The organism is Microbacterium sp. FW305-3-2-15-F-LB2 (genome assembly GCF_058787255.1).
The window spans coordinates 858,503-879,065 of sequence record NZ_JBYSZO010000001.1 but is presented as its reverse complement, the minus strand read 5'-3'; the positions used below and the strand labels follow the sequence as shown (position 1 = coordinate 879,065).

At 69.3% G+C, this 20,563-nt stretch carries 19 protein-coding genes; 6 read left to right on the top strand and 13 right to left on the bottom strand.

Annotated elements, in window-relative coordinates:
• Positions 1–153: 153 nt before the first annotated feature.
• Complete coding sequence (locus tag AC3WLZ_RS04235; protein ID WP_492469183.1) at positions 154–921, bottom strand: LasA N-terminal domain-containing protein; 768 nt, start codon at positions 919–921, stop codon at positions 154–156.
• 152 nt (positions 922–1,073) lie between these two features.
• Here AC3WLZ_RS04235 and AC3WLZ_RS04230 point away from each other — a divergent pair, with 152 nt between their 5' ends.
• A complete protein-coding gene (locus AC3WLZ_RS04230; protein WP_492469181.1) occupies positions 1,074–1,937 on the top strand; it encodes an ABC transporter permease in 864 nt (287 codons plus the stop codon).
• On the top strand, positions 1,921–2,661 hold the full coding sequence (locus tag AC3WLZ_RS04225; RefSeq protein ID WP_492469180.1) for an ABC transporter ATP-binding protein: 741 nt from the start codon (positions 1,921–1,923) through the stop codon (positions 2,659–2,661). The genes AC3WLZ_RS04230 and AC3WLZ_RS04225 overlap by 17 nt, the downstream gene beginning before the upstream one ends.
• Before the next feature lie 78 nt (positions 2,662–2,739).
• On the opposite strand, the gene AC3WLZ_RS04220 is transcribed toward AC3WLZ_RS04225, so the two are convergent.
• The 7 genes from AC3WLZ_RS04220 to AC3WLZ_RS04190 form a co-directional block, all read right to left on the bottom strand.
• Positions 2,740–3,897, bottom strand: coding sequence for a hypothetical protein (locus AC3WLZ_RS04220; RefSeq protein WP_492469179.1), 1,158 nt, complete (start codon positions 3,895–3,897; stop codon positions 2,740–2,742).
• A gap of 109 nt (positions 3,898–4,006) precedes the next feature.
• Positions 4,007–5,110, bottom strand: a complete 1,104-nt coding sequence (locus tag AC3WLZ_RS04215) for a glycosyltransferase (RefSeq protein WP_492469177.1) — start codon at positions 5,108–5,110, stop codon at positions 4,007–4,009.
• Positions 5,107–6,573 carry an LCP family protein gene (locus AC3WLZ_RS04210; protein WP_492469176.1) on the bottom strand — a complete coding sequence of 489 codons (1,467 nt, stop codon included), beginning with the start codon at positions 6,571–6,573 and terminating at the stop codon, positions 5,107–5,109. Before AC3WLZ_RS04210 ends, AC3WLZ_RS04215 begins: the two co-directional genes overlap by 4 nt.
• Complete coding sequence (gene purE, locus AC3WLZ_RS04205; RefSeq protein WP_492470940.1) at positions 6,570–7,037, bottom strand: 5-(carboxyamino)imidazole ribonucleotide mutase; 468 nt, start codon at positions 7,035–7,037, stop codon at positions 6,570–6,572. Before purE ends, AC3WLZ_RS04210 begins: the two co-directional genes overlap by 4 nt.
• 94 nt (positions 7,038–7,131) lie before the next feature.
• On the bottom strand, positions 7,132–8,265 hold the full coding sequence (locus AC3WLZ_RS04200; RefSeq protein ID WP_412923840.1) for a 5-(carboxyamino)imidazole ribonucleotide synthase: 1,134 nt from the start codon (positions 8,263–8,265) through the stop codon (positions 7,132–7,134).
• Between the two features lie 65 nt (positions 8,266–8,330).
• Positions 8,331–8,885, bottom strand: coding sequence for a PH domain-containing protein (locus AC3WLZ_RS04195; RefSeq protein WP_412923839.1), 555 nt, complete (start codon positions 8,883–8,885; stop codon positions 8,331–8,333).
• 59 nt (positions 8,886–8,944) lie between these two features.
• A complete protein-coding gene (locus tag AC3WLZ_RS04190; protein WP_412923838.1) occupies positions 8,945–9,727 on the bottom strand; it encodes a biotin--[acetyl-CoA-carboxylase] ligase in 783 nt (260 codons plus the stop codon).
• Positions 9,728–9,885: 158 nt separating this feature from the next.
• On the opposite strand from AC3WLZ_RS04190, the gene AC3WLZ_RS04185 reads away from it, so the two are divergent.
• Together AC3WLZ_RS04185 and AC3WLZ_RS04180 are read left to right on the top strand one after the other, a co-directional pair.
• On the top strand, positions 9,886–11,475 hold the full coding sequence (locus AC3WLZ_RS04185) for an acyl-CoA carboxylase subunit beta (protein ID WP_412923837.1): 1,590 nt from the start codon (positions 9,886–9,888) through the stop codon (positions 11,473–11,475).
• Complete coding sequence (locus AC3WLZ_RS04180) at positions 11,472–11,702, top strand: acyl-CoA carboxylase subunit epsilon (protein WP_492469175.1); 231 nt, start codon at positions 11,472–11,474, stop codon at positions 11,700–11,702. The genes AC3WLZ_RS04185 and AC3WLZ_RS04180 overlap by 4 nt, the downstream gene beginning before the upstream one ends.
• 259 nt (positions 11,703–11,961) lie before the next feature.
• On the opposite strand, the gene AC3WLZ_RS04175 is transcribed toward AC3WLZ_RS04180, so the two are convergent.
• The 4 genes from AC3WLZ_RS04175 to AC3WLZ_RS04160 form a co-directional block, all read right to left on the bottom strand.
• Positions 11,962–13,002 (bottom strand): hypothetical protein, encoded by a 1,041-nt coding sequence (locus AC3WLZ_RS04175; RefSeq protein WP_412923835.1) that lies wholly within the window; start codon positions 13,000–13,002, stop codon positions 11,962–11,964.
• Positions 12,999–14,255: a sensor histidine kinase gene (locus tag AC3WLZ_RS04170; protein WP_412923834.1), complete on the bottom strand. Its 1,257-nt coding sequence runs from the start codon at positions 14,253–14,255 to the stop codon at positions 12,999–13,001. Before AC3WLZ_RS04170 ends, AC3WLZ_RS04175 begins: the two co-directional genes overlap by 4 nt.
• Positions 14,248–14,913 carry a response regulator transcription factor gene (locus AC3WLZ_RS04165; protein WP_412923833.1) on the bottom strand — a complete coding sequence of 222 codons (666 nt, stop codon included), beginning with the start codon at positions 14,911–14,913 and terminating at the stop codon, positions 14,248–14,250. Before AC3WLZ_RS04165 ends, AC3WLZ_RS04170 begins: the two co-directional genes overlap by 8 nt.
• A 61-nt stretch (positions 14,914–14,974) precedes the next feature.
• Positions 14,975–16,222 carry a class I SAM-dependent RNA methyltransferase gene (locus AC3WLZ_RS04160; RefSeq protein WP_412923832.1) on the bottom strand — a complete coding sequence of 416 codons (1,248 nt, stop codon included), beginning with the start codon at positions 16,220–16,222 and terminating at the stop codon, positions 14,975–14,977.
• 57 nt (positions 16,223–16,279) lie between these two features.
• Here AC3WLZ_RS04160 and AC3WLZ_RS04155 point away from each other — a divergent pair, with 57 nt between their 5' ends.
• Both AC3WLZ_RS04155 and AC3WLZ_RS04150 read left to right on the top strand, forming a co-directional pair.
• The gene (locus tag AC3WLZ_RS04155; RefSeq protein ID WP_412923831.1) at positions 16,280–16,927 is read left to right on the top strand and encodes a Maf family protein; all 648 of its coding nucleotides are present in this window, start codon (positions 16,280–16,282) and stop codon (positions 16,925–16,927) included.
• Positions 16,928–17,004: 77 nt separating this feature from the next.
• Positions 17,005–18,771, top strand: a complete 1,767-nt coding sequence (locus AC3WLZ_RS04150) for an acetyl/propionyl/methylcrotonyl-CoA carboxylase subunit alpha (protein WP_492469174.1) — start codon at positions 17,005–17,007, stop codon at positions 18,769–18,771.
• Positions 18,772–19,093: 322 nt separating this feature from the next.
• Here AC3WLZ_RS04150 and AC3WLZ_RS04145 read toward each other — a convergent pair whose 3' ends face one another.
• Positions 19,094–20,554, bottom strand: a complete 1,461-nt coding sequence (locus AC3WLZ_RS04145) for an NAD(P)H-quinone dehydrogenase (RefSeq protein WP_492469173.1) — start codon at positions 20,552–20,554, stop codon at positions 19,094–19,096.
• Between the last annotated feature and the right edge of the window lie 9 nt (positions 20,555–20,563).

Genomic DNA, 20,563 nt, shown 5'->3' with positions numbered 1-20,563 from the left:
CGTCATGCGGTAACCAACCCGCGCATATCAGAGTGACAACGCGTCGAACACGACACGCGCGTCACCACCCGACACGACCGGAACGAGCGGACGCCGCAGCCGACGGGCACGGCGTCCGCTCACCCCTGCCCCTTGACAAACCCCACTCCCATATCAGGGCGTGTAGTAGTAGAGGTCCGACGTCGCCTGATTCGCCACGAACACCGGAGACGACCCGCACGCGGCATCCGGGCTGTAGCGGACGTTCCAGGTCTTTCCCGGTGCATACCAGGTGAAGTACTGGCTGGTCCCCGGCGGGTTGGCGTAGCGCTTGAACTGCCACGCGGCGCCGTACACCTGATTGAAGAATCCGTAGTACTTCGTGTCGCACGCCGCGGTGTCGGGACAGCCCTGTCCCATCGCGATCTCGTAACGCCAGTCGCTCGGCCACGTGTGCGTGACCAGCCCCTGCTCTTTCTCCAACGTCGTCAGAATGACCTGCGGATTGATCCCGCACGCCTGGGACACCTTGTAGATGATGCGAGAGGCCCGCTCATTGCTCGCACCCGAGTAGGCGGCGCACATGGCGTCCGCCGGAACGGTGCGCGATGTGTCCCGCCAGTCTCGGAGACACGTGTAGCCGCTGTCGCAGCGGGGGACGCGCGCCTCGAGAAAACTCTGGATCTCTGCTTCTGTCATCGTCGCCGAGTTGAAGAACACGGCGTCGTCGATGATGTTGCCCGGATCGAAGCCCTCGAGCGTGGCCAAGCGCGGCAGCCCCAACGGCCCGGACGGTTGTGTGGCGACGGTCTGCGCGGTCACGGCTTGCGCGGGAGTGGCTGCGGTCGCCGGCGCCGGAGTGGCGACGAGGAGGAGCACCACGGTCGCCGCGAGCATGGAGAGAACGCGCGGCACCGTCGTCCGCGGCCGTCGGTGATTCACCGACCTAGTTTGACCTGCTCCCCCGGAACACCCGGGCATTTTCGCTCCGACGCGCCGCGACCGGCGGGTCTCCCAGCCTGCCGCCAGACCCGCGACGACAACCGCATTATGATTGCTCGGGCGCTAGTCGCCGATCACCCGAAAGTAGGCCTATGAGCGCTGCCACCAGCGACGACGTCCTGATTGCCCCCGGCGGAGGCATCGGTCTCGCCGATGTGTTCCGACGCCGCTATCTGCTGTCGCTGATCGTCCGCAAGGAAGTGCAGATCCGGTATCGCGGGTCCGTCCTCGGGTGGATGTGGTCGTACGTCAAGCCGCTCGTGCAGTTCGCCGTCTTCTACCTTGCGATCGGCGTGTTCCTCGGGATGAACGGCCGCGTGGAGTTCTTCCCGCTCTATCTGCTGTCGGGTATCACGATCGTCACCTTCTTCAACGAGGCCTTCACGAACGGGACGCGATCGCTCGTCGACAATGCGGCCCTGATCAAGAAGATCTATCTGCCACGCGAGATGTTCCCCGTGGCGAGCATGATGATCGCGGGGGTCAACATCCTCCCGCAAATCGCCGTCCTGGTCGTGATCGCGCTGTTCTTCGGCTGGGTGCCCTCCATCCTCCACATCGCCGCTCTGCTTCTCGCCCTCTTCATCATCGCGTCCCTGGCGACGGGCCTCGGCCTCCTCTTCGGAGCGGTCAACGTCACCTTCCGCGACGCGCAGAGCTTCGTCGAGATCATCACGATGTGCGCAGTGTGGGCCTCGCCCGTGATGTACCAGTGGGAGATGGTGGCCGACAAGGTGCCTCAATGGCTGTTCGTCGCCTACCGGTTGAACCCGCTCACGGTTTCCGTCGAACTTTTCCACTACGGCATCTGGTATCCGCTGTCACCCGCGGGTGGTCAACTGATTCCGAACATGTGGTTGTACGCCGGTATCGCAACCCTGACATCCCTTCTGCTCCTGTTCGCGGGGCAGCTGGTCTTCCGACGGTTGGAGGGGCGTTTTGCTCAGGACCTCTGAGGCGACCGACCCCCGCATCCGGGTCCGCGACGTCCACAAAGACTTCAAGCTTCGTCACACGCATTCCGTCAAGGAGACCTTCCTCGCGGCCGTCCGTCGCAAACAATTGACCACGGATTTCCACGCTCTGAACGGCGTGAGTTTCGACATCGGTCCCGGGGAGTCGGTCGCACTTCTCGGATTCAATGGCTCGGGAAAATCGACTCTCCTCAAGCTGATCTCGGGCGTCCTGCGCCCTGACGAGGGGCAGGTTCTCACGCGCGGTCGCGTGGCGGGACTGATCGAGGTCGGCGCGGGATTCCATCCCGATCTCTCCGGTCGCGAGAACATCTACTTGAATGCTGCGATCCTCGGGATGAGCAAGCGGGAGACCGAAGAGCGCTACGACGAAATCGTGGCGTTCAGCGAGATCGAGCAGTTCATCGACACCGAGGTCAAGCATTACTCGTCGGGAATGTTCCTGCGGTTGGCCTTCTCCGTCGCCATCCACACGCAGGTCGACATCCTGCTCATCGACGAGATCCTCTCCGTCGGCGATGAACCGTTCCAGCAGAAGTGCATCGCCCGAATCCGTGAGCTGCACGCCGATGGCAAGACGCTCGTCGTCGTCTCTCACGATCTCGACATGGTGTCCGACCTGTGCGCACGAGGCATCCTGCTCCGCGACGGCGGTGTCGCCTTCGACGGGGACAGCAAGGATGCCGTCGCCCTCATGCGTCAGTAGAACTTGTGCACGGTCGGCCGGCGACGATGCGCGGGCCAGCCGGGTGAGGGGCGCGCGAGCGAGCGCCCCTCACGTGGCTTAGTACGGGTACGACTCGCAGGCGACCCCGTCGTTGTTCCCATCGAGGCGGAAGACGTCGCCGTACGCCTCGTAGTAGTACAGGAAATCCGCCTGCGCCTGGGCCTGGGATCCGTACGAGGAGCAGTTCTTGATGTCGCCCGGATTGGCCGGGACATTCCGAACGTTCGGCGAAGGCCGGCCCATCGCCGCCCACTCGGCGCCGTTGATCCGTTTGAACGTCGTGGGCCCCGCGTACCAGATGTCGGGCGAGCCGTAGTTTCGCCAGACCTGGTCGCCCGCGAAGCGGGCGGCGACCGTCGGCTGCGGATACCCCTCACCACTCCAGCGATCGAATCCGATGGGGCCACCCTGTCCGCGGGAGACGTCGGTGAGGAATGCGATCGAGTCGTCCCACGTGAGCTTGACGAATCCCTGATTGGCGCGGCGTTCGAACGGCTCGAACCCGGAGTCGCGCCATTCGTCGTACGTGAGGGCATGCCGGACTCCCCCGACGTCTTGGACGAAGATCTGTGACGACGTCGCCCATTGGTAGTACGTCGACCCCTCGATCCACCCGGCGTTGCGCGGGTAGGGGCGGCCGGCACGACTCCACTCGTCGTAGCTGACGTGCTTCCAGACCCACCGATCGCGGGTCTGCCCGAAGAACGTGACCGCGCTGATCGTGGAGGACCACGCGTACTTCACGTAGTCGGTCGGCGCCGGCGCAAAGGCGGGGAAGCCGGCGGACTTCCACTCGTCGAACGTGAGCGCATGGATCTCGGAATCCGTGATCCGCCAGATCGTGCCGTCGTAGGCCGTGCGGAAATACTTCGGTGCGGGCGCTGAACAGACGACCTGAACCGCCTGATCGAGAACGACCGTGTCTCCGGCCGTGACGCGCACCCCGTACCAGCCGTCGGGCTGCGTGCCGTAGTCGAACACGATCGTCTGGCCCGGCTGGAACGGGGGCCCGTCACCGAAATCAGGCGAACCGTCATTGCCGCGGTCGATGGCCACCTCGATGTTCCGGGCTGCATCGGGAGCATTCGTCACGGAGACGACGAGCTTTCCATTCTTGCCGTCGCAGGAAGCCGACGCGGATGCCGTTACCTCCGCTGTTGCGGCATGCGCCGCGCTCCCTGCGACGAGAACCGTCAAGACGGTCGCAACCGTCACGACCGCACACAAACCACGATGAAAGTCGCGGCGCGCGCGAATATTCTGAGCACCCATTTATCCCCCATATTGACCCGGCAGCGTTGCCGGGGACTCAGCCTAGGGGAATCTATATTTCGGCGTGCAACGCCCACACGCGGTCGGCGCTCGCCTGCCAGGAGAAGCCCTTCGCCCGATCACCGGCGAGGACCCGCAGGCGATCCGCATCATCGCCCAGGGCGCCGGCGACGGAGGAGCCGAAGTCGTCGCCGGAGGCGTACAGCGCGGCATCCGCGAGCACTTCGCGATGGATGGCGGTGTCGGCCGCAACGATCGGCACACCCAGAGCGAGCGCGTCGACGGCGCGCCACGGCCAGTCGGTACGGGTGCTGCCGGCGACGAACACCCGGGCATGGGACAGCACCGCCGCGCGGTCCCACTGATCGAGGGACCCGCGCGCGTGGACGCGGGCTTCGGCGATCCCCGCGGCGGAGGCCAGGTCGACGACGGCCGGCTCCTCCCCCTCGGGGACGTCCAGGACCACGACGTCGCCGTCCCACCCGGAGGCGGCGATCCCGGCGAAGGCCCCGGACAGCCCGTCCGAGGTCGCCGCGCCGCCGGAGACGGCGAGGAAGGAGGACGGGAGGTCGAGGGCGCGCAGACGCCCGACGGCATCCGTGGGCACCCGGAAGCCCGTGGCGGGAGCACCGCCGATCACGCGCACCTTCGCCACGAGCTTGGCCTTGGCGATCTCGGCGAGCCGCTCGGCCATGGCGTGCGAGGGCACCACGACGGCGTCGGCGTGTTTGCCGATCCTCGAAAGCAGCGCACGCGACGCGAGGACCTCGGCGCGCGGCAACTCGTCCGGAGTCTCCCACGCGCGAAGGTCCCACAGGGTCACGACGATCTGGTGCGTCTCGTTCACGCGGTCATGGCGGACGAGGGGCGCGAGCGGGGTCGGCGAGTGGATGAGGCCCCGGCCGATCCCGGGGGCGACCCCCAGCTGCCACGACGCCGCGAGCTCGCGACGCCGCATCGACAGACGGGTCTCGGCCGACAGCCCGGTGATTCTCGCGTCGTCGGGCAGACCCGGCGAGGGCGTGATCGCTGCGACGTCGCAGCCGCGGGGAGCGGTGTCGACCAGGGCCTGAGTGAGTGAGGCCGAGGCTTCTTCGAGATCTCGCGAGGTCGGTGCGACGAGTTGGTCGAGGACGACGCGGAGGGTGACGGTCACGGCGCAGGGCTCTCCGTTTCGGTCGGGGGGTGGAGCTTGTCGCGCACGATCTGCTGGACCTGCGCGTAATCGGGGTCGAACTCGTCGACGCCGCCTTCGGGGGTGAGCTCGATCGTCGTGACCGGCTGGTCCTTCGCCTTCAGAGCCAGGTCGACCAGGGTCGGGGCGATCAGGCCCTGGGGGAGGTCGGTCTCGACGATGTTGGTCCCCGCGGCCGCGACCTGCTGGAAGTGCTGGAGCACGTTCTGCGGCGTGGACTGAGCGAGGATCGCTTCCTGCAGCTGACGTTGACGGCGCATGCGGTCGAAGTCGCTCGTGGTGTAGCGCGAACGCGCGTACCACTGCGCGGTGTCGCCGTCCATGTGCTGCGGACCGGCCTCGATCCAGCCGAACGCCCAGTCGTCGACGGGCTGGCCGTCGTACGCGGGCCCGCCCTTGGGAAGGCGCTCGTCGACCGTGATGTCGACGCCGCCGAGAGCATCGACGAGGTCGGCGAAACCCTTCATGTCGACGAGCACGTAGTACGGGATCTGGATGCCGAGAATGCCCTCGGCGGCATCCTTCGTCGCCTCGATGCCCGGCTCGGAACCGTTGGCCCGCGCGTCCGGGTACAGCGCGTCGCCGTCCTGACACACCTCGACCTCGGTACGGAGCTGATTGATGCCGCTGCCCCAGCCGCAGGTCTCGCCGAACTTGCCCTCGTGGCCGTTCGGATACTCGTCCTGCATCGGCCCGGGGGCGAACGGGAAGTTCGGCATGTCACGCGGAATCCCCGTGATGGTGACGGCCCCCGTCGACGCGTTGACCGACACCACCGAGATGGAGTCGAACCTCATCGAGTCGCGGCCCTCACCCGAATCCGCCCCCAGAAGGAGGATGTTGTAGTACCCGTCGGAGGGCGGGACGACGGGAGCCGATTCGGCGAAGATCTGCGCGAACGCGTCCCTCGTCGTTCCGGCTGCCTGAGCGGCCCACGCCGCCCCGGAACCGGTGAGCACGAGCATGCCGACCGACACCACGGCGATGGCCCATCGCGCGATCGGGCCCGTGCGCACCAGCCGCACGATTCGGAGCGTGTCGATCGTGAGAACGACCCACAGCACCACGTACGCCACGAGCACGATCTGCACGAGGGTGAGCGGAACCCAGCGGAACCAGGAGAGGAAGTCCGGAATGAACGAACCGGTGGCCAGGGCGAAGAGCCCGCTGGGCCACAGCAGGGCACCCAGCGCCGCCAGGACGACGGCGGCCCAGAGAAAGAGCGTCGCGCCGAGACCGAAGCGGCCGAGCCGACGGTTCCCCGCGAGGATCTGCGCCGATCCCGGCACGAGAAGGTTCAGCACCACGAGCCACCACCCACGCCGGGTCATGACCTCGCGGGAAGAGGTATCCGGGTTCCGCATCGGGCGCGACTCCGTGAGCGACTCCCGAGGCCGCGGGCGTGGCGGAGCCGCCACACTCACAGGGACTCCTTCAGGCGGCGGTTCTTCTCCTCGACCTGTCCCTCGAGGTCGACAGCGTACGCTTCGACGCCGTCGCCGAGCGTGGCGTCGACGGTGCCGAGGATGCGGGCCGCCAGCAGACCGGCGTTCTTCGCACCGTTGATCGAGACGGTCGCGACCGGGATCCCGGCCGGCATCTGGACGATGCTCAGCAACGAGTCGAGTCCGTCGAGCGTCGCCAGCTGAACGGGGACGCCGACGACCGGCAGCGCCGTGACCGACGCGAGCATCCCCGGCAGGTGCGCGGCGCCGCCTGCCCCGGCGATGATGACGCGGAGCCCGCGCGCCCGCGCCTCGCGGCCGTAGCGGATCAGCTTGTCGGGTGTGCGGTGCGCCGAGACGACCTCCACCTCGTGGGGGATGCCGAACTCCGTGAGTACCTGCGAGGCGTCGCTCATCACGCGCCAATCGGAGTCGGAGCCCATGACGACGCCGACCAGCGGCGTTTCGGAGGAATGCAGCGGCCGGGTCACCGGTCCAGGGTAGGGCGGGTGGCTGGAAGATCCCGGAACGGCGCGCTCAGTCGAAGAATGCCGCGGCTGCACGACCCTCGTACACGACGTCGTCCAGGTCGTCCCCCGAGACGTTGACGTGGCCGACCTTGCGACCCGGTCGCGGATCCTTGCCGTACGTGTGGATCTTGGCCGTCGGGTGCGCCGCCATGGCGGGGGCGAAGCGCTCCGTCAGCCCGCCTTCGGCCGGCCCCCCGAGGATGTTGATCATGACCGTCCATGGAGCGATGGCATCCGTGGATCCAAGAGGAAGGTCGAGCACCGCCCGGAGATGCTGCTCGAACTGGCTCGTGACGGCGCCGTCCTGCGTCCAGTGGCCGCTGTTGTGCGGACGCATCGCGAGCTCGTTGATGAGGATGCGGTCGTCGGAGGTCTCGAACAGCTCGACCGCCAGCATTCCGGTGACGCCGAGTCCCTCGGCGACCGCGACACCGATCTCGGCCGCCGCGCGCTCGAGACGCTCCCCCGCGCGGGGGGCCGGGGCGATCACCTCGGCACACACGCCGTCTCGCTGAGTGGTGGCCACCAGGGGGTATGCCCGCACCTCGCCGGAGGGGCGGCGCGCAACCTGCTGAGCCAGTTCGCGCGTGAAGTCGACCAGCTCCTCCACCAACAGCGCGCCGCCGTTGGCGTCCTCGGCGAGCGCGGCGAACCAGTCGTCCGCTTCCGTGGCGGCCGAGACCACGCGCACACCCTTTCCGTCATAGCCACCCCGCGGGGTCTTCACGACAGCGCGGCCGCCGTGGGCATCGAGGAAGTCCTGCAGCGCCGCGACGTCGGAGACGGCGGCCCACTCGGGCTGCGGCATCCCGAGTTCCGCCATGCGAGAGCGCATGACGAGCTTGTCCTGGGCGACGGCGAGCGGCGTCGGACCCGGGTGCACCGCAACACCGGCGCCGACGAGCACCGACAGCACGTCCTGGGGCACGTGCTCGTGATCGAAGGTCAGGACGTCGACGTCCTTCGCGAACCGGAGGACGGTGTCGGCGTCGCGGTAGTCACCGACGGCGGTCGCGGCGAGGCCGGCCGACATGCCCTCGGCTTCGGCGAGGACGCGGATGTCGATCCCGAGCTCCTCGGCGGGCGCGATCATCATCCGCGCCAGTTGTCCGCCACCGACCACTCCGACTCGCAGCGCCATGCCGCTCCTTCCGTCCCGTCCATTGTGGACGCCGCAGCGCGCACGCGCACACCGGGGCGATGAGGTCAGAGCTCGACGGAACCCGATCCCTGCGCCTGCGAGTCGCGGTGCGCGAGGATCTGGTTGACCTCGACCTGGTCGACGAGCGTCTCGTGGACCAGGGCCGCGTGGGGGACGTTCTTCAAGCGCATCGGGGGCTCGGCTCCGTTGGAGAGCGTGAGGGTCCCCGCCCCCCACAAGCGCTGGAGGATGCCGCGACGCATCTGGATCGCGTATCCGCGGACGTGCGAGATCTCGCGACTGTTCGACCCGAAGAAGCCCGAGCGCTCGATCACCCGGCGCGTCGTGATCGTCCACGATCGCGACAACCAGGAGAAGTACGGAATGACGACGAGGAACAGCACGGTCGCACCGGCCGCGCTCAGGAGCATCCAGTTCTCGAACGGTGCGGGGAGATTGTCGTAGTAGTAGGCGGTCGCCCCCGACGCCGCGATGAGAACGACCGCCGACAAGAGCAGCCGACGCCCGTGTCCTCGCAAGCGCGCGATGCGCCGCTCGGGCGCCGCCGTGCCGGGCGCCGGCGTGCGCGGGCGCCCTCCGTAGCTGGTCGGCTGGGTCACGTACCCATTCTGCGGGCCCGGGCCCCCGCCGCCGCCCGCACACGCGGGGAGGGCGCGGGTCAGCGAACGTGGACGACGTCTCCCGCGGCGACCACGGTCTGGATCGTGCCCGATTCCACGACCAGACGTCCCTCGGCATCGAGGCGATCGGCTCGTCCCTGAACGGTCGTCCCATCGGGGAGGGACACCGACACCTCGCGTCCGACCGTCGAACACGCCTTCTCGATGTCCCGGTGCACGCGCGCCATGTCACCCTCGGAGAGAGCGGCGAGGAATCCCGCGAAGGCCTCGAGGTAGTCCGCGAGCAGCCGGTCCTCGTCGACCTCGACGCCGATCGCGGCGAACGACGTGGCCGTCGACACCGGCAGATCCGCACGGGTCATGCGCGTGTTCACGCCCGACCCGACGACGACCGTGTCCAGCGTGCCCGGAACGGCCTCGGCGAGGATGCCGCAGATCTTGCCGCCGTCCACGAGCACGTCGTTGGGCCACTTGAGCTGCGCGCTCGACCCGTGGCCGGCCAGACGTGCACCGACCGCACGCGTCATCGCCGCGCCGGCGGCCAGCGGGATCCACCCGCGCATCTCCGGAGGGATGCGACCGGCGTCCACGACGACCGACACCGCGAGCGCGGTGCCCGCCGGGGCGGTCCACGTGCGGTCGAGACGTCCACGCCCGGCGCGCTGGTCGTCCGTCACGAGCAACGACAGATGCGGCCACCCCGCGGGGTCGGATGTGACGGCGGCGACGACGTCGGCGTTCGTGGAATCGGTGGTCTCGACGACCTGGACGCGCGGGCTGAGCGCGGCGGTGAGGGGGTACCCGGCAGCGTGGATCGGCATGTGCACACCCTAGGCACGACGCGGGGGGCTCGGCATCCACTTGCCGTGATCGGCCGCGCCACTCCGGGCACGGGATGGATGGATGCCACAGCGTCCCGCCCGGGCGCTTGTGCGCACCCTCCAACATCGGCGGGGAACCGGTCGCTAGGGTGGAAAGCGTGACCGACCAGCCCGATCTCTTCACGACCGCCGGCAAGATCGCCGACCTGCGCACGAGGTTCCAGGAGGCGGTCGTCGACGCCGAGACCGCCGCGCGCACCAAGCAGCACGCGAAGGGCAAGCTCACCGCCCGCGAGCGCATTGAGATGCTGGTCGATCCCGGCTCCTTCGTTGAACTCGACGAGTACGTGCGTCACCGCACGACGGCGTTCGGCATGGACAAGTCCCGCCCCTACGGCGACTCCGTCGTCACCGGCACCGGCACGATCCACGGCCGCACCGTGGCGGTATACGCCCAGGACTTCTCCACCTTCGGCGGTTCGCTCGGCGAGGTCGCCGGCGACAAGATCATCAAGGTGATGGAGCTCGCTCTCCGCAGCGGCATCCCGATCATCGGCATGCTCGACTCCGGCGGCGCGCGCATCCAAGAAGGTGTCGTCGCGCTCGGCAAGTACGGCGAGATCTTCCGTCTGAACACCGCCGCCTCCGGCGTGATCCCGCAGATCTCGATCATCATGGGACCCGCGGCCGGCGGTGCCGTCTACTCGCCGGCCCTCACCGACTTCGTGATCATGGTCGACAAGACCAGCCAGATGTTCGTGACCGGCCCGGACGTCATCAAGACCGTGACCGGCGAGGACGTCGGCATGGAGGAGCTCGGCGGTGCGCACACGCACAACACCCGCTCGGGCGTGGCGCACTACCTCGCCGAGGACGAGGACGACGCCCTCGATTACGCTCGCACGCTCATCGGCTTCCTTCCCGACAACAACCTCGCCGAGCTCCCGCTCTACGAGACGCCGTTCGAGTTCGAGACGACGGATGCCGATCGCGCTCTGAACAGCGTCATCCCGGACTCCCCCAACCAGCCGTACGACATCCACACCGTCATCGATGGGATCGTCGACGGTGCGGAGTTCCTCGAGGTTCAGCCGCTGTTCGCGCCCAACATCGTGATCGGCTTCGGCCGGATCGAGGGACGCACCGTCGGCATCATCGCGAACCAGCCCTCGCAGATGGCAGGAACGCTGAACATCGACGCCGGTGAGAAGGCCAGCCGCTTCGTCCGCTTCTGCGATGCGTTCTCCGTTCCGATCGTGACGCTCGTGGACGTCCCCGGCTACCTGCCCGGCACCGACCAGGAGTGGACCGGGGTCATCCGCCGCGGCGCGAAGCTTCTCTACGCCTACGCCGAAGCGACCGTTCCGCTGGTCACCGTCATCCTCCGCAAGGCTTACGGCGGCGCCTACATCGTCATGGGTTCCAAGCAGCTCGGAGCCGACATCAACCTCGCCTGGCCCACCGCCGAGATCGCCGTCATGGGTGGTCAGGGAGCGGTGAACATCCTGTACCGCGGCGAGATCAAGCGCGCCGAGGAGGCGGGCGAGGACGTCGCGGCGGTCCGCACGCGACTGGCGAACGAGTACACCTACAACGTCGCCTCACCGTTCCTCGCCGCCGAACGCGGTGAGCTCGACGGCATCATCGAGCCGGCGCAGACGCGCGTGTCGATCGCCAAGGCTCTGCGTGCCCTGCGCAACAAGCGGGCGAGCCTGCCCGCCAAGAAGCACGGGAACATCCCGCTGTGAGCGACGTCGCCGCCCCCTCGGCAGAGACCGTCGCGCGGGTGATCCGCGGGACAGCGACCCCCGAAGAGCTCGCCGCGGCGATCGTCGTCGTGGGTGAAACGTATGCCCGCGAGACCGCGGACGCCACGGCACCCGAGGCCGCCCCGCGGTCCCGATGGGAGCTCTCCGCGCGCGGACTGCGCCGCCCCCTCAATCGCCTGGCCGGCTGGCACAGCTTCACCGGCTGACTGTCCCCCGAAATACCTACAGACGTCGCGAGATCGTTCGCGAATACTGGTGGAGCTGGAACGCATCACGCGTTCGGTCGGACCGCTCCATCGAGCCGGTTCCGGCCACGCGGACGGTTTTCGGGTAGCCGTTCGCATGGGTGAGGGGCAGGCGACATCGCCGCCCCTCACCCCTCATCTTTCGCACTCTTCCCCGGATGCAAATACCCGATGGTGCCCCCGGCGGCGTTCGCGCCGCGGGGGGCACTCTGGTTTTGCCTCACGAGGGGCGACGAATCTCCCGCCACAGGTCGACGTCGTCCTCGTCGGCGCCGGCACCGGCCGTCGCGGTGCGCCCCACGACGGTCACAGCGACCTCGTGATGCGGCGACGTGCGGATGATGAGGCGTTCGGACGCCGCGTCGCGAACGACGCGAGCCAGCTCGGTGCGGATGTCGCTGAGAGCGGACGCCGGGAGATCTTCGAGCCCGCCCTCGTCGAAGAGCATCACGATCGTCCCGCGCCGGCGGGCCGCGTCGATCTGGGCGCGGACGCCGTCGTCGAGGAGGCGTGGGCTGCGCAGCTCATCGCGGAGACTCTGCTCGGCCAGACGTGCGGCGCTCTTCTCGCTCGGGCGCAGATTGCCCCCGGTTTCGATCGTGCGGCCCAGCACGGGGCCGGCGACGTGCAGCGCGCGCTGCACGTGCAGGCGACGTTCGCGCTGACGCCCGCTCTGCGAAGCCTGCCACGCCGACGCCGCCTGCTGCAGCTCCGAGAGCTGCTCGGCGTCGCGGGCGACACGATCGAGCGCAAACGTGATCAACTGCGCCGCAGCGACCCACACGAGGGAACCGACGAGGCCGAGACTCAGGGCCGACAGCGGACCGAGCCACACGGCGGCCGAGAGGGACAACAAGCCCGTCCCGATCCACGCGATGGCGGGACGTCGACGAACCATCACCACGGTCATGAGCGCGCCGATCCCGCCGATGACCCACGTGACGAACGGTTGCGCCCGGCCGGCGTCATTCACCGCGGCGAACGCCGCGTTCGGCACCAGCACAGCGGCGAGCACGGCGAGAGCGAGAGCCCAGCGCGGAGGGGCAGCGCGCGTGTCCGCGCTCGCACCCCCGGTTGCGGCCTCGTGGTGCCGCGTCGGCAGAAGCACCCAGAGCCACGTGATCGGGAGATAGATCACGAGCGCGGCGATCAGGAGCCACCCGCGCTCGACGGTCTCGGGCAGCGTCCACAGCAGGCTGCGCGCGGACAGATACGCCGTGAAGGCCAGGGCGATGCCGGAGAGGATGGAGCGGACCGTCACCAGCGGTCCCCGCTCTCCCACTCGAGCGTCACCGTCGTGCCGGCGGGAGAGGAATCCACCGTCGAGCGACCCCCGACGGCGGTCACGCGAGCGATGATCGAGCCACGGATGCCGAGCCGGTCGGCGGGGATCGCGTTCACGTCGAACCCGCGACCGGCGTCGCGCACTCGGATCGTGACGCCACCGGGCTCGGCAGAGCCGCTCACCTCGACCGAGAGCGCCTGCGCGTCCGCATGCTGCACCGCGTTCGCGACGGCCTGCATCGCCGCCAACACCAATGCGCGTGCGACGCGACCCGGAACCCGCGGCGCGCCCTCCTGCACCCGCCGCGTCACGACGAGCTCCACACCGAAATCACGCGCCGAGGTCTCGATGTCGTCGGCGAGAGCAGTGGCGTCCATCGGCTCGTCGCTGCCTTCGAGGGCATCCTTCTCTGCGTTGGCGAGCCGGGTGAGGGCCTCGCGCGCCATGCTGACCGCGAGCGTCCGCTCACGCGGGGTGCTCGCGCGCTCGGCGGCGAGCAACGCCCCGAGGACGCTGTCGTGCATGAGCGCGGCCACGGCGACACGTTCGTGTTCGGTCGCCGCGGTCGCCGCCGCCGACGCATAGCTGGCGACGGCGCGTGCCCGGGTCTCATCGACATTGGCCGCGATCGACCGGTACATCCACGTCAGTGTCACCAGGACGCTGCCCAGCAGCAACGCGAAGGAGACGTCGAGCGCAACGGGAAGCAGGAATTCGGGACGGCCGCCGGCTTGCAGCAGTCGGACCACTCCGAACAGAAGCGGCGCGGCGACCGTCCACGCCACCTGGAGCGAGAGCGGGAACGCGACCACGGTTGCCACCGTGGCGACGTTGATGAGGTAGAAGATCCAGGGGTTCTCGGTCGGCGAGGGCGCCTGCCCGCCGGACGTGGCGAGGGGCCAGAGGGCCAGAGCGACCATGAACAGGACAGCGAAAACACCGGAGAACAGGCGCGCGAACCGGCCGACGCCGCACGCCACGACCATCGCCACCAGCGGCACGAACACCCCGACGACCAGCGGCAGGTGCCACCCCTCCGCCTCGTCGCTCGGCCCGAAAGCGGCCACGAACGCCTGCACGCCGAGGACCAGACACGCGGGGCCTACCAACAGTGTGATGACGCGTTCGATGCGCTTCTGCGTGAAGGAACCGGGGTCATCGCTGGTCTCGCGAGTGTGGGGAATGCGACCCCAGGCCTCGTCGAGAACGGATCGGTCGACGTCAGGCATCTCGGGGCGTCTCGGGCGTCTCGTGAAGGATGCCGTCCTCCATCGCCCGCCGCAGCAGATCGACCTTCGTGGGGGCGGGCCGGCCCACCTCCACGTACTTCACGCGGACACGCGTGATGTTCTCCTTCGCCGTGGAATACGCCACGCCCAGACGCTCCGCGACAGCCTTCAACGGAAGACCCGCCGCGTACAGCCGAAGCACTTCGCGCTCGCGCGCGGACAACTGCGCATCGGCGAAATCACGGTCGCCCTCGACGGCGCTGGCCCACTCGACGTTGTCGAGGAGTTCGCCGCGGGCGACGGTGTCGATCGCGGCGAGGACCTCGTGCGTGGGAGACGACTTGCTCACGATGCCCGCCGCACCGGCGGCGAGCGCCTCGCGCACCGCGGCCGGACGGTCGGCGACACTGTGGATGATGACGCTCGAGCCGTCACGGACCACCCGGTCGACGTTCTCGGACACCGTCGTCCCGTCACCGAGAGTCAGGTCGAGGACGACGACGTCCGCCGGGGCCTCGCCCGCCGTACGACGCCAATCGAGGTAGGCGGCCACGTTCGCGCCGGAGGAGACCACGTGGAAGGACTCGGTCTGAGCGAGCGCCGCCTCGAGGCCGAGCCGGACCGATTCATGGTCATCGATGAGGGCGACGCGCGTCATCCCCATATCGTATCCGCGCGACCCCCTCCCGGCCGGGAGTGCACACCCGCCGATCGGCGGGTCATCTCCTCAACGCGACCACGGCTTCGACGTGATGAGAGTTCGGGAAGAGATCGAGCCCGCGGACCCCGCCATCGGCGCGATACCCGTGTGCGGCGAAGGTCGCGAGGTCGCGCGCCAGCGCGACCGGATCGCAGGCGACGTAGACCACCGCACGCGGGCCCAGGGCGGCGATCCCGTCGACGACCTCGCGACCCGCGCCCGCTCGCGGAGGGTCGAGCACGACGACACCGCGAGACAGGCGTTCCCGCTCGCGTTCGGAAGCCTCGGCCCGCAGCCGTCCGACGTATCGGTCGACCCGCGCCGTCTCCGCCCGGGCTCCGATCCACTCGGCGAGGTTCTCCCCCGCGTGTTCGGTCGCTCGTGCGTCGCTCTCCACGCTCACGACGCGAGTCGAGGGACCGCCGAGCCCAGCCAATGTGGCCGCGAACAGTCCCACCCCTCCGTAGAGGTCGAGGTGAGTGGCATCCGGGTCGAGATCTCCGGCGGAGGCGCGGATGCGATCGGCAACCACCTCGGTCAGGGCATCGGCCGCAAGCCGGTGCACCTGCCAGAACCCACCCGCATCGACACGGAAGACACGGTCGCCGACGCGCTCCTCCACGACCTCTCCCGCCGGGGCGGTGCGCGCGCCGTCGGGCCGCGGAATCACACGGACACGCCCGTCGGCGGGCTGAACGAGGTCGATGCGGCCGGGCGCAGCGCCGCGAAGATCGGCGGCGACCCGGGCGAGCGCGGCCGTGGCGAGGGGCAGGTCAGGGGTCTCCACGATCCGGTGCGTTCGCGGAGCGAAGGCACCGACTCTTCCGTGCTCGTCGACGTGCAGGCTCACGCGGGTCCGCCATCCCGTGCCGTCGCTCGTCTCGTCGGCGCCGGCGGGGCTCACCGCGACGGGCAGTTCGAGCCGTCCGACCCGCTCGAGCGACTCTCGGAGGACCCGCTCCTTGAGGGCGCGCTGGTGGCCGAGCTCGATGTGGCCGAATTCCGCCCCGCCCACGCGTTCTTCGGGGGATCGATCGATCGCCGCCGAGGCCCACACGTGCGGCCGCCGCTCCGGGGCGGGCTCGAGCACCTCGAGGGCCTCCGCGCGCCAGAAGGCCTTCTTCCGAGTGTCGGTCAGCCGCACGCGCACCCGCTCGCCCGGCAGAGTGTCCGGAACGAAGACGACGCGGCCGTCGTAGCGCCCGACGAAGATGCCACCGTGGGCGACTCCGGTGATGTCGAGATCGATGAGGTCGCCGTTCTGCATCCCCTGAGCCTGTCACACGGCGACACCCCGGGGTCCCGTCGTCGGTAGCGTGGGCGCATGCGCGTGTGCCTGGCATCCACCTCCCCCGCTCGTCTCATGCTGCTGCGGCAGGCCGGAATCGAACCCGAGGCTCTCGCCCCGCACGTCGACGAGGAAGCGGTGATCGCCGCGGTCGAGGCCGCCGAGGCCCGTACCCTCCCCGCCCCCGAGCACGTGCTGCTGCTCGCGCGACGCAAGGCCGCCGACGTCGCAATGCGGCTGCGCGCCGACGACCCGTCGTTCGACGGGTTCGTCATCGGCGGCGACTCGATGTTCGCGCTCGGCGACGAGATCCTCGGCAAGCCCTACACGCAGGAAGCGGCGACCGCCCGCTGGCGCGACATGCGCGGGCGCACGGGTGTGCTGCACTCCGGGCACAGCGTCTTCCGACTCGTCCCCGGTGCTGAGCCGAAGGAGGCGTTCGCCGTCGCGGAGGCCTCGGTCAGCTTCGCGGCGGACATCGACGACCACGAGATCGCGGCGTACGTCGCCAGCGGCGAACCCCTGCACGTGGCGGGGGCGTTCACCGTCGACAGTCTCGGCGGTGCCTTCATCGAGCGTGTGGAGGGCGACCCGTCGACCGTCGTGGGCATGTCACTGTCCACCATCCGCGGGCTCGTTCGCGAGCTCGGCGGCTCGTGGACCGCCCTCTGGAACCGTTCGTAGACATTCCCACACGTTTTTCGGCGTTTCTTGTGGAGGTGGGTCAAAAGACCCGGGCGGCCCGTCGCTAGGCTGGGAGGATGCCGAAGATCGCCAAGGTTCTCGTCGCCAACCGCGGCGAGATCGCCGTCCGTGTCATCCGCGCCGCACGCGATTCGGGCAAGGCCTCCGTCGCCGTCTACGCCGACCAGGACCGAGACGCGATGCACGCCCGCCTCGCCGACGAGGCCTACGCGCTCGACGGCGCCACCAGCGCCGACACCTACCTCTCCATCGAGAAGATCCTCTCCATCGCCCGCCGCTCCGGCGCCGACGCCGTTCACCCCGGGTACGGCTTCCTCGCGGAGAACGCCGACTTCGCGCGCGCCGTCATCGATGCGGGTCTGATCTGGATCGGTCCGTCGCCGGCGGCCATCGAGGCCCTCGGTGACAAGGTCACCGCGCGTCACGTCGCCGAGAAGGTCGGCGCACCGCTCGCACCCGGGACCCCGGGCCCCGTGGCCGGGGCCGACGAGGTCATCGCGTTCGCGGAACAGGTCGGTCTGCCCATCGCGATCAAAGCCGCGTACGGCGGCGGCGGTCGCGGCTTGAAGGTCGCGCGCGAACTCGACGAGGTCGCCGAGATGTTCGAATCCGCCACGCGCGAGGCCGTAGCCGCCTTCGGCCGCGGCGAGTGCTTCGTCGAGAAGTACCTCGACAAGCCCCGGCACGTCGAGACCCAGTGCCTGGCGGATGCCGCGGGCAACGTCGTCGTCGTCTCCACGCGCGACTGCTCGCTGCAGCGCCGGCACCAGAAGCTCGTCGAGGAAGCCCCGGCGCCGTTCCTCACCGAGGAGCAGATCTCCGTCCTCTACTCGGCATCCAAGGCGATCCTCCGCGAGGTCGGCTACGTCGGCGCCGGGACGTGCGAGTTCCTCATCGGGGCCGACGGCACGATCTCGTTCCTCGAAGTGAACACGCGCCTGCAGGTCGAGCACCCGGTCTCCGAGGAGGTCACGGGACTCGACCTGGTGCGCGAGCAGTTCCGCATCGCGGAGGGCGAGGAGCTCGGATACGACGACCCCGCCCCCGTCGGCCACTCCATCGAGTTCCGCATCAACGGCGAGGACCCGGGCCGGAACTTCCTTCCCCAGCCCGGCCCGATCCACGTCTTCAAGACCTTCGGCGGGCCGGGTCTGCGACTCGACTCGGGCGTGACCGCCGGCGACAGCGTCTCGGGCGCCTTCGACTCGCTGCTGGCCAAGATCATCGTCACAGGCCGCGACCGCGTCGAAGCCCTCGAACGCGCGCGCCGAGCGCTGGATGAGTTCGAGGTGGCCGGTCTTCCGACCGTCCTCCCCTTCCACCGCAAGGTCGTGCGCGACCCCGCCTTCACCGCCGAGGACGGGCGGTTCGGCGTGTACACCCGCTGGATCGAGACCGAGTTCGTCAACGACATCCCGGCGTGGGACGGCGAGCTCGAGGCCCCCGGCGAGGCTCCCGGCCGTCACACGGTCGTCGTCGAGGTCGGCGGCAAGCGTCTGGAAGTCAGCCTCCCCGACCGCATCTCCGCTCCCGCCGCGAAGACCGGGCGCCCCGCGGCCGCTCCGCCCTCGCGCCGGTCGCACTCCGCGGCGCCCACCGCCGGGGCCACCGGCGACGCGGTGAAGTCGCCGATGCAGGCCACCGTCGTCAAGGTACCGGTCGAGGAAGGTCAACAGGTCGTCAAGGGCGATCTCGTCGTCGTGCTCGAGGCCATGAAGATGGAGCAGCCCATCCAGGCCCACAAGGACGGCACGATCGGCGGTATCGACGCCAGCCCCGGTGCCACGGTGTCGGCGGGCCACCAGCTGCTGATCATCAGCTGAGGCATCCCTTCATCGACGGCGCCGCGTCCCTCCGGGGGTGCGGCGCCGTCGTTCATGCGGGCTGAGGCGGGCCGGGAGCGCGGGGCGGAGCGGGGGCGGGCTGAGGCGGGCCGGCCCGGGCCTGATAAACGCCCCCTGCACCGAGACACGCGCGCCGAGGGCGTTTGTCCGTGCAGCGCGCGTTTATCACCGCACACGCCTCGCACCGCGGCCTCGCCACGTCGACCTCGCCGCAGTGCAGCGTCCTCGCGCGCGTCGCTCCGCTGGGCCGGGACCGGCCCGGGCGGGGACGGATGCCGGGAGACCCGGCATCCGGAATCGATCAGTCCTCGCCGGGGTCGTCGCGATCGACGATGTGCATCGCGCGAGCGGCATCCGTGATGCTCGACGTCAGCGACGGGTACACCGCGAAGACGCGGGCGACCTGGTCGACGGTGAGGCGACGTTCGACCGCGATCGCGATCGGGTAGATGAGCTCGGACGCCCGCGGGGCGACGATGACGCCACCCATGACGGTGCCGCTCCCCTGCCGCGCGATGATCTTGACGAAGCCGTCGGTGATGCCCTGCATCTTCGCGCGGGGGTTGGCCGAAAGCGGCAGCTTCTTCACGACACCGGCGATCTTGCCGTCGACGACGTCCTGCTCACTGAAGCCGACCGTGGCGATCTCGGGCGCGGTGAAGATGTTCGCGGTGATACGACGTGTCTCGAGCGGGATCACCACGTCGCCCAGCGCGTGGAACACGGCCTGACGGCCCTGCATGGATGCCACCGAGGCCAGGGGGAAGAAGTTCGTGCAGTCGCCCGCGGCGTAGATGTTCGGCACCGAGGTGCGGGCGACGCGGTTGACGCGGATGTGTCCCGACGGCGTCATCTGGACGCCCGCCTGCTCCAGGCCGATGCCCGCGGTGTTGGGGATCGAGCCGACCGCCATGAGGCAGTGGCTGCCCTCGATCGTCCGGCCGTCGGCGAGGGTCACCGTCACACCGTCGCCGGTGTTCACGACCGAGTCCGCGCGGGCCTTCGCCAGCAGCGTCATGCCACCGCGCTGGAAGACGCGCTCGAGCACGGCGGCGGCATCCTGATCTTCGCCGGGAAGCACCTGGTCGCGGCTGGAAACCAGCGTCACCTTGGCGCCGAGGTTCATGTACGCCGACGCGAACTCCGCACCCGTGACACCCGAGCCCACGACGATGAGGTGCTGCGGCACCGACTTCATGCCGTAGAGCTGCGTCCAGGTGAGGATGCGCTCCCCGTCGGGGCGGGCCGAGGGCAGCTCGCGCGGCGAGGCGCCGACGGAGACGACGAGGGTCTCGGCCTCGATGCGGTCGAAATCCGTGCCGCCGGCTTCGGTCGAGACGACCACGGCGCCGGAGCCGTCGAGACGTCCGTGACCGGAGATGATCCGCACTCCGGCTTCGAGCAGCGACGACCGCATGTCGTCGGACTGCTGCCGAGCGAGCGAGAGCAGACGCTGGTTCACGGCGGCGAGGTTGATCGCGACCTCGGGCGTCATGGGCTTGCCCCGGTCGTCCTTGGCGAACAGCTGCACGCCGAGCTCGCTGGCGTTGCGGATCGCGACGGCGGCGTCGGCCGTGGCGATGAGCGTCTTGGAGGGCACCACGTCGGTGATGACCGCGGAACCGCCCACGCCGGCGCGTTCGACGAGGGTCACGTCGGCACCCAACTGCGCGGCCGACAGTGCCGCTTCGTAGCCACCGGGGCCACCGCCGACGATCGCGACGGACTGCTTGCGCTCGAAGCTCTGCACCATGACATCCATTCTTGCCTA